Raw genomic sequence first — 7,535 nt, 5'->3', positions numbered from 1 at the left:
GGGGGGGGCGCGCCCCCGCGCCGCGCCCCCGTGCCCCCCCCCCCACCGGCCGTAGTGACAATTCAGGCTTCGGGGTGGTGGGCACTCGCGCCGGGTGCACCTCCGAGCAGAAACCAGCAGACTCCTCTTCGCCGGACCCGAGCTGGCACCCGGGTGGTTGCGTTGGGTGGCGAGTCAGGGTGTGGTGGGGGCCACTTGTGGGTGAAATTTTCGTGAGTGTCATGCTGGGGGCCCGACCATGGCTCCGCACCCGTGGAGCCGGAAGCAGGTGGCCAGATGACCTGGGCCCGACGCAGCGGCAGCTCTCTTGCCAACGACGAAGACAGCCGGATGGGTGTGATCCGGGCCGAAGAGGCCGTCCGGCTCGCCGAACAGAACGATCGGGCCGTCCTCACCGTGGCCGGGCACTCCTCCGACTCGCGGGAATGCGCCGAACTGCTCGCCATGCTCGGGCTCGACGCCGGGATGCGGCACAAAACCGCCTGATCAGACCAGGTCCGCGACGTGGACCACCTTGTTCCGGCCCGTCGCCTTCGCGTGGTACAGCGCGGTGTCCGCCGCGTCGAGCAGGCGCTGCAATGACGTCCCCGCCTCCGGGTACACCGCGATGCCGATCGAGACCGTCAACCCGGTGATCGACAGCTGACCCGCCGGGACCGCCAGCGCGCTGATCGCCCGGCGGATCCGCTCCGCCACCGGGCCGACGTCCGGCCGGGTGATCCCCGGCAGCAGCACCACGAACTCTTCGCCACCGAACCGGCCCACCGCGTCACCGCGGCCGCGGACCGCCGAGATGATCGACTGGGCCACCGCCTTCAACACCGCGTCGCCCGCCAGGTGGCCGTACGTGTCGTTCACCTGCTTGAAGTGGTCCAAGTCCAGCATCAGCAACCCGAACGTCGTGTGCTGGCGGGACGCCGCCGCCAAGGTTCGCTCGGCCACCGCGTGCCAGCCGCTGGTGTTGTACAGACCCGTCTTCTCGTCGCGGTGGGCGGCCACCTCCAGCTGCTTCACCAGCACCGTCCGGTGCAACAGCAGCAACGGCGGGAACACCAGCACCACCAGGCCCGGCAACGTCGCCAGGGCCACCGCGTTCAACGCACCCAGGCAGAGCGTCGCCACCTCGAGGCCGTTGTCCGCCCACGTCCCGAACAGCGCCTCCGGCGTCCGGCCGACTTCGCGGCGGGCCGGGAGGACCAGGAGGGCGTTCACCGCGAAGAACGTCACGCCCGCCGCCGTGATCGCGAACGTTCCCGCCCAGCCGTGGGTCAAGGCCGCGCGGACGTCGGCGAAGCCCGAGGCGCGCAGGACCGACTGGGCCGCGTAACACGACAGCACGATGATCGCCGCGTTGCTGACCGTGCGGGACGCCGGGACCCGCTGCAGGCGGTACCAGCTGCGGATCGCCAGGTGCGTGTAGAGGCCGCCGACCAGGACCGCCAGCAGGAGCGGCGGCAGCAGGAGCACGCCGGCGAACGTCCAGACCGACGTCATGTTGATGTGCGGCGTCCCCGACACGCGACGGCGGATGCGCTCCACGCGGCGGCCCGTCTCCGACTGCACCACCCCGAGGACCAGCAGCACCAGCAGGATCGACAGCGTCCGGCGGTCCACCGCGACCGGCGACGGGCGCAGCGTCAGCACCACCGCCGCCGCCTCGCTGACCAGGCAGTAGGCGATCACCCGCGGGCCCTGGCGCCACAGCGCCCAGTGGCGCGGTGCCACGAGGACGTCACGAATCCGCGGCCCGGTGCGCGGAATCCCGCCCCCGGTCCGCATACTCATGGTGTCCGGCCGGTGACGGAGCCGGTCCGGCCCGGGGTCGTGAAGGGAGGCGCACCATGTGCGGTCGCGACAACTGAGGTCATCGCTCCTCCAGCCCGACCCGGCGCCACGCCCTCGCGATCGGCACGGCCACCGCGGCACCCGCCGCCCCGGCCGCGGCGATGGTGTGCGCCGGGCCCAGCACGTCGGCCAGCGCGCCCGCCGCGGCCGCGCCGACGCCCTGCACCGTGATCAGGCCGGCCGAGTTCACGCCGGCGCACTGCGCGCGGTGCTCGTCCGGCACCCGCCGCATGAACGTCACCGTGCCGGTGATGTTGTAGCCCGTCGCCAGCAGGCCGGACGCCGCCAGCAGCACCACCGACGGCACCAGGCCCGGACGGCAGACGAACACCACCAGCGGCAGGCCCGCCGCGATCCCGAGCCAGGCCAGGACGCGCAGCTGCACGCGCTCCGGGATCCACTTGCCGAACACGACGCCGCCGAGCACGCTGCCCGCCGGGTCCGCCGCCATCAGCAGCCCCACCAGCGTCGCGCCCGCGCCGATGCCCGCCGCATACGGCGCGGCCAGCGCCTCCGGCACCACGTAGAACCCGGCCAGCCAGTTGAGCGCCACCAGCGTGCGCAGCGCCGGGTCGCGCCAGATCAGCCGGATGCCCGCGCCGGTCGTGGCGAGCCAGGCGGGCCGGACCGCCTGCGCGATCGCCGCCCGCCGCCGGACGCCGGTGACCAGGAACAAGGCCGACAGCAGGAACGTCGCCGCGTCCAGGCCCAGCGCCGCGGACGGGGTGAGCGCGGCGATCAGCACCCCGCCGCCGGCGAACCCGGCCAGCTGCGCTGCCTGCATCGTCACGTTCCGCAGGGCCATCCCGACGAGGTACCGCTCGCCTTCGAGGACCGACGGCAGCAGCGCCTGCTGGGCCGCCTTGAACGGCCCGCCGAGCGCCGTCATCACGGCGACCAAGACGCACAGGACCCACAGCGGGACGCCGGGGATCGCGATCACCCCGACCAGCGCGGCCCGCGCCAGATCGGTCACGACCATCACGTCGCGGCGCGGCCACCGGTCGCCCGCGCCGGCGAGCAGGATGCCGCCGAGCAGGGACGGCACGTACGTCAGGGCGTAGGTGAGGCCGGTCAGCGCGGCCGAGGAAGTGCGCTGGTAGACGAGCACGGCGAGCGCGACGCGGGCGAGCTGGTCGCCGCCGATCGAAAGCAGTTCGGCGATCCACATCGCCCGGAATTCGGCGACGGCGAGCACCGCACCGAAACCGACCTTCTTCACGCGTGCGTCATCCATCGGTGCCCCTCGAACCCGCTGTTCAGTCAAGGTAATCACCCACCGGAGTGGAATCGAGCCGTTCGGTGACAGTTGCCCCGTTCGCACCAGCCCCGGCGCCCGGACGGCCCGCGACGGCGGTCAGGCCGGGTGGCCGCCGATCCGGGTTGCGCAGAAGGGCCGCGGCGTTCAATATGAAAGCATGTTCAATGAAAATGAACATGTTCGTTCGCTGAACGTGCGGAGTCTCATCCAGGTGGCGCTCGACCAAGCGAGCGAGTACGGCCTCCGCGGCGAGGTGCTCACCGTGGACCACACCGAGCCGCTGGACGCGGTGCTGCGCATCACGACGCGATCAGGAGCCATTCGGACCTACGGCACGGAGGTCAAGCATCGGTTGACGCCTGAGCTGGCCACCAGCATCACCCTGCCTACGCAGCTCCCGCAGCTGCTGGTCACGACCCATGTCAGCGAGCCGGTCGCCGAGCGGCTGCGCGCTCGGGGGATCGATTATCTGGACACCGCGGGCAATGCGCACCTGGCCTGGGGTGATGTCCTGGTCGACGTCCGCGGGCGGCGCAATCCGGTCGTTCCGCGTTCGAGGACTTCCCCTCGGGCAGCCGGGGCCTTCGGCCGTTCAGGTCTTCGGGTGGTGTTCGTCCTCCTCAGCCGGCCGGACCTGATTTCCCGTCCGTACCGAGTCCTGGCCGAGGTGAGCGGGGCCTCGCTGGGGACCGTGAAGGCGGTCATCGATGAGCTCACCGGCGCGGGCTACCTGTACGCCGGGGCGGAAGGCCGCCGGTTGGCCCGCGGTGGTGAGCTGCTCGACCGCTGGTCGGAGGCGTACTCGATCACCTTGCACGCCTCGCTCGCGCTCGGCGATTTCTCGGTGGACGACCTCTCGTGGTGGCGGAACTCGGAAACCGAGATGCGTTCGCTGGGAATCCAGGTGGGCGGCGAGGCCGGCGCCAGTCTCCTGGATCCCCACTTGCGACCCGCGTCGCTCACGCTCTACGTGGAAACCTTCCCGGCGCGGTTCATCGGGCAGCATCGCATGGCTCGAGCCGAAGGCAGGGGGAACGTCCACATCCGGGAACGGTTCTGGCACATGCCGGACCGTGACTCCTGGATCGTTCCTTCCCCCCTGATCTACGCCGATCTGCTGGCTTCCGGAGACCCCCGCCAACGTGAACACGGAGACCGGATTCGGAGCAGTGATGATCGACTTGTCAGCCTCGGCCGATCCTGAGATCGCCCTCACGGCTCGGGTGCTGGTGGGAATCGATGCGGCGGCTCGCGCGGCGGATCTGGACTACCTCGTCGTCGGCGCGACAGCGCGGACGATCCTGTCGATCGGGCTGATCGGACGGCCACCGGCCCGCTCCACCCGGGATGTCGACATCGCCGTCGAAGTCTGCAGCTGGGAGGACTTCGAGCGGTTGGCCGGGCAGCTCGAAAGACATGGCCGAAGTGTGCACAAATTCCTCGTCGACGGCGTGGAAGTCGATGTGGTGCCCTATGGCGGCATCGAGCGGGAAGATCGCACCATCCTCTGGCCGGATGACTTCCGGATGAACGTCCGCGGGCTGAGCGAAGCGGTGCGAACAGCCGAGACCGTTCTGCTGCCGGGCGGGACGGCGATCCGCGTCCCCGCGGTGCCGGCGTTGGCCCTGCTCAAGCTGTTGACCTGGTGGGACCGTCGCGATACGACCACCCGTGACGCGGTCGACCTCGCCGAAATGATCTCCTGGTACTCGTCGGGCGCCTACTTGGACCGCCTTTACGAAGAGCTGGAAGCGTTGGAAGCGAACGAATACGACCCGGCGCTCACCGGCGCCTGGCTGCTGGGATCGCAGATGCCTGCGCTGCTCGACGGAGACGGACGAGAGGTGCTGCTCCGGATCGCGGAGGACCGGGACGCGTTGGGACGGCTGGCCGCCGACGCGCGGGCAATCCGGGCGCCGCAACCGATGCTCGCGCTGGGCGCGGGTATCCGGGAGGCGGCCGGCAGGTGAGCGTCAGGCCGGGTGGCCGCCGATCCGGGTGGTCAGCTCGGCCGCCGTTGCCGCCACTTCCGCCGCGAGGTCCGGCCACCTCTCCGAGCACGGCTCCGCCGCGCAGTGGTGGCGCAAGGTGACGCTGATCGCGGCCAGCGGGCGGGCGCCGTGGTCGAAGACCGGGCAGGCGACCGAGGCGAAGCCGTCGGTGACGTGGCCGTCCTCGACCGACCAGCCCAGGCGGCGTTCCGCGGTGAGCGTTCGGCGCAGTTCGGCCAGTGTGCGCGGGCCGCGGCCGGTGCGGAGGACGAATGCCGAGGCCGCGGGGAACAACGCCCGGACGTGCGGTGCCGGCAGGTGCCGCAGGATCGCCCGGCCGGACGCGGTCAGCTGGGCCGGCAGGCGGACGCCGACCTCGGTCACCAGCGTCTCCGGCCGGGCCGGGCGTTCCTTGATCAGGTACAGCGACTCGTTGCCGTGCAGGACGCCCAGGTGGGCGGTGTGGCCGACGCGGTCGACGAGCTTGCGCAGCAACGGTCCGGCCAGGCGCTCCAGCGGGTCGTGGCGCAGGTAGGCCGAGCCGAGTTCGAAGGCGGCGATGCCCAGGCCGTACCGGCGTTCCGCGGGCAGGTGCACGACGAAACCGGCCGCTTCCAGCTCGCTGAGCAGGTGGTACGTCGTCGACCGGGGGAGCCCCGCCTCGCGGGCGATGGCCGCCGCGGTGACCGGGCCCGGGCGGGTCGCCAGCAGGCTCAGCACCGCCAGCCCGCGGCGCAGCGCGGGGACCTCACTGCTCTCGCCCATGCGCCGAGCTTACGTCTGGGATACCAGACAGAACCACCCGTTGAGGCAACCCACCAGCGGGAAGGACGAGGTCCAATGAGGCCATGCCGGAAAAAGTGCTCCTGGGCCCGGAGCCCCTGACCGCCGCCCAGGTCGTCGACGTCGTCCGGGGCCACGCGCCCGTCGGGCTCACGGACGCCGCCGAGAAGAACCTCGCCGCGACGCGCCAGCACATCGAGAACCTCGCCCACGCCGTCACGCCTACCTACGGCGTCTCGACCGGCTTCGGGGCGCTCGCCACCCGCCACATCCCCGTCGAGAGCCGGACCGCGCTGCAGCGGAGCCTGATCCGCTCGCACGCCGCCGGCGCCGGGCCCGCCGTGGAGCCCGAGGTCGTCCGCGCGTTGATGCTGCTGCGGCTGCGCACCCTCGCCAGCGGATACACCGGCGTCCGCCCGGGCACTGCGCAAACGCTTGCGGCCCTGCTCAACGCCGACATCACACCGATCGTTCACGAGTACGGCTCGCTCGGCTGCTCCGGCGACCTCGCGCCTCTCGCCGCCGTCGCGCTCGCGCTGATGGGCGAAGGCGAAGTGACCTACCGCGGCGAGGTCATGAAGGCAGACGAAGCGCTGAAGCACGCCGGGATCGAGCCGGTCGTCCTCGCCGAGAAGGAGGGCCTGGCGCTCACCAACGGCACCGACGGCATGCTCGGCATGCTCCTGCTCGCCGCTGCCGACCTGCACCGGCTCTTCGACGTCGCCGACCTCACCGCCGCGATGAGCGTCGAGGCCCTGCTCGGCACCGACCGCGCGTTCGCCGCCGACCTCCAGGCCCTGCGTCCGCACCCCGGGCAGGCGAAGTCCGCGGCCCGGATGTGGCAGGCGCTGCAGGGCTCGAAGATCGTCGAAAGCCACCGCGGCCCCGACTGCAACCGCGTCCAGGACGCCTACTCGCTGCGCTGCGCCCCGCAGGTCCACGGCGCCGCGCGCGACAGCCTGACCCACGCCGAGCTCGTCGGCGAGCGCGAGCTGATGTCCGCTGTGGACAACCCGGTCGTTCTCGCCGACGGCCGAGTCGAGTCCAACGGCAACTTCCACGGCGCGCCCGTCGCCTACGTGCTCGACTTCCTGGCCATCCCGATCGCCGACGTCGCCAGCATCGCCGAGCGCCGCACCGACCGGATGCTCGACAAGGCGCGCTCGCACGGCCTGCCGCCGTTCCTGGCCGACGACCCCGGCGTCGACTCCGGCCACATGATCGCCCAGTACACCCAGGCCGCCGTGGTCAGCGAGCTCAAGCGGCTCGCCGTCCCGGCGTCGGTCGACTCCATCCCGAGCAGCGCCATGCAGGAGGACCACGTCTCCATGGGCTGGTCGGCCGCGCGGAAGCTGCGCAAAGCCGTCGACGGGCTGACCACCGTCCTCGCCATCGAGCTGCTGACGGCGGCCCGGGCGCTGGACTTCCGCGCGCCGCTGGAGCCGTCGCCGGTCACCGGCGCGGTGCGCGACCTGCTCCGCACGAAGGTCGCGGGCCCCGGCCCCGACCGGCACCTGGCGCCGGAAATCGCGGCCGCCGAAGAACTCGTCCGCTCCGGCGCCGTCCTCGACGCCGCTCGCCTGTCGTGAGTGGTAAGGCGGGTTAGAACCCGCCTAAGCACACAATCCCGCCCACCAGGATGTCTGTTGTTCCGC

The 7,535-nt window shown here is 71.7% G+C and carries 7 protein-coding genes; 4 read left to right on the top strand and 3 right to left on the bottom strand.

Annotated features, from left to right (window positions below):
• Window positions 1-276: 276 nt before the first annotated feature.
• Window positions 277-486, top strand: coding sequence for a hypothetical protein (locus ACWEF6_RS42600; protein WP_449688153.1), 210 nt, complete (start codon window positions 277-279; stop codon window positions 484-486).
• Here the strand turns inward: ACWEF6_RS42600 and ACWEF6_RS42595 are convergent, their stop codons facing one another.
• Both ACWEF6_RS42595 and ACWEF6_RS42590 read right to left on the bottom strand, forming a co-directional pair.
• Window positions 487-1,779: a diguanylate cyclase gene (locus tag ACWEF6_RS42595; protein WP_449688152.1), complete on the bottom strand. Its 1,293-nt coding sequence runs from the start codon at window positions 1,777-1,779 to the stop codon at window positions 487-489.
• An 85-nt stretch (window positions 1,780-1,864) separates the two neighbouring features.
• A complete protein-coding gene (locus ACWEF6_RS42590; protein WP_449688151.1) occupies window positions 1,865-3,082 on the bottom strand; it encodes an MFS transporter in 1,218 nt (405 codons plus the stop codon).
• A 181-nt stretch (window positions 3,083-3,263) separates the two neighbouring features.
• On the opposite strand from ACWEF6_RS42590, the gene ACWEF6_RS42585 reads away from it, so the two are divergent.
• Both ACWEF6_RS42585 and ACWEF6_RS42580 read left to right on the top strand, forming a co-directional pair.
• A complete protein-coding gene (locus ACWEF6_RS42585; RefSeq protein WP_449688150.1) occupies window positions 3,264-4,310 on the top strand; it encodes a type IV toxin-antitoxin system AbiEi family antitoxin in 1,047 nt (348 codons plus the stop codon).
• Window positions 4,279-5,076 (top strand): nucleotidyl transferase AbiEii/AbiGii toxin family protein, encoded by a 798-nt coding sequence (locus ACWEF6_RS42580; RefSeq protein WP_449688149.1) that lies wholly within the window; start codon window positions 4,279-4,281, stop codon window positions 5,074-5,076. The genes ACWEF6_RS42585 and ACWEF6_RS42580 overlap by 32 nt, the downstream gene beginning before the upstream one ends.
• A gap of 3 nt (window positions 5,077-5,079) precedes the next feature.
• On the opposite strand, the gene ACWEF6_RS42575 is transcribed toward ACWEF6_RS42580, so the two are convergent.
• Window positions 5,080-5,862: an IclR family transcriptional regulator gene (locus ACWEF6_RS42575; RefSeq protein ID WP_449688148.1), complete on the bottom strand. Its 783-nt coding sequence runs from the start codon at window positions 5,860-5,862 to the stop codon at window positions 5,080-5,082.
• Between the two features lie 83 nt (window positions 5,863-5,945).
• On the opposite strand from ACWEF6_RS42575, the gene hutH reads away from it, so the two are divergent.
• Window positions 5,946-7,469 carry a histidine ammonia-lyase gene (gene hutH / locus ACWEF6_RS42570; protein WP_449688147.1) on the top strand — a complete coding sequence of 508 codons (1,524 nt, stop codon included), beginning with the start codon at window positions 5,946-5,948 and terminating at the stop codon, window positions 7,467-7,469.
• Window positions 7,470-7,535: the final 66 nt, after the last annotated feature.

Source organism: Amycolatopsis sp. NPDC004772 (assembly GCF_053601215.1).
Note: the sequence above shows the minus strand (reverse complement) of the source record. Positions and strands in the feature narration are given on the sequence as shown.

Bases quoted from the DNA above. Each gene is read 5' to 3' on its own strand.
- ACWEF6_RS42600 (WP_449688153.1), top strand. From the start codon at position 277: ATGACCTGGGCCCGACGCAGCGGCAGCTCTCTTGCCAACGACGAAGAC.
- ACWEF6_RS42595 (WP_449688152.1), bottom strand. From the start codon at position 1,779: ATGCGGACCGGGGGCGGGATTCCGCGCACCGGGCCGCGGATTCGTGAC.
- ACWEF6_RS42590 (WP_449688151.1), bottom strand. From the start codon at position 3,082: ATGGATGACGCACGCGTGAAGAAGGTCGGTTTCGGTGCGGTGCTCGCC.
- ACWEF6_RS42585 (WP_449688150.1), top strand. From the start codon at position 3,264: ATGTTCAATGAAAATGAACATGTTCGTTCGCTGAACGTGCGGAGTCTC.
- ACWEF6_RS42580 (WP_449688149.1), top strand. From the start codon at position 4,279: ATGATCGACTTGTCAGCCTCGGCCGATCCTGAGATCGCCCTCACGGCT.
- ACWEF6_RS42575 (WP_449688148.1), bottom strand. From the start codon at position 5,862: ATGGGCGAGAGCAGTGAGGTCCCCGCGCTGCGCCGCGGGCTGGCGGTG.
- hutH (WP_449688147.1), top strand. From the start codon at position 5,946: ATGCCGGAAAAAGTGCTCCTGGGCCCGGAGCCCCTGACCGCCGCCCAG.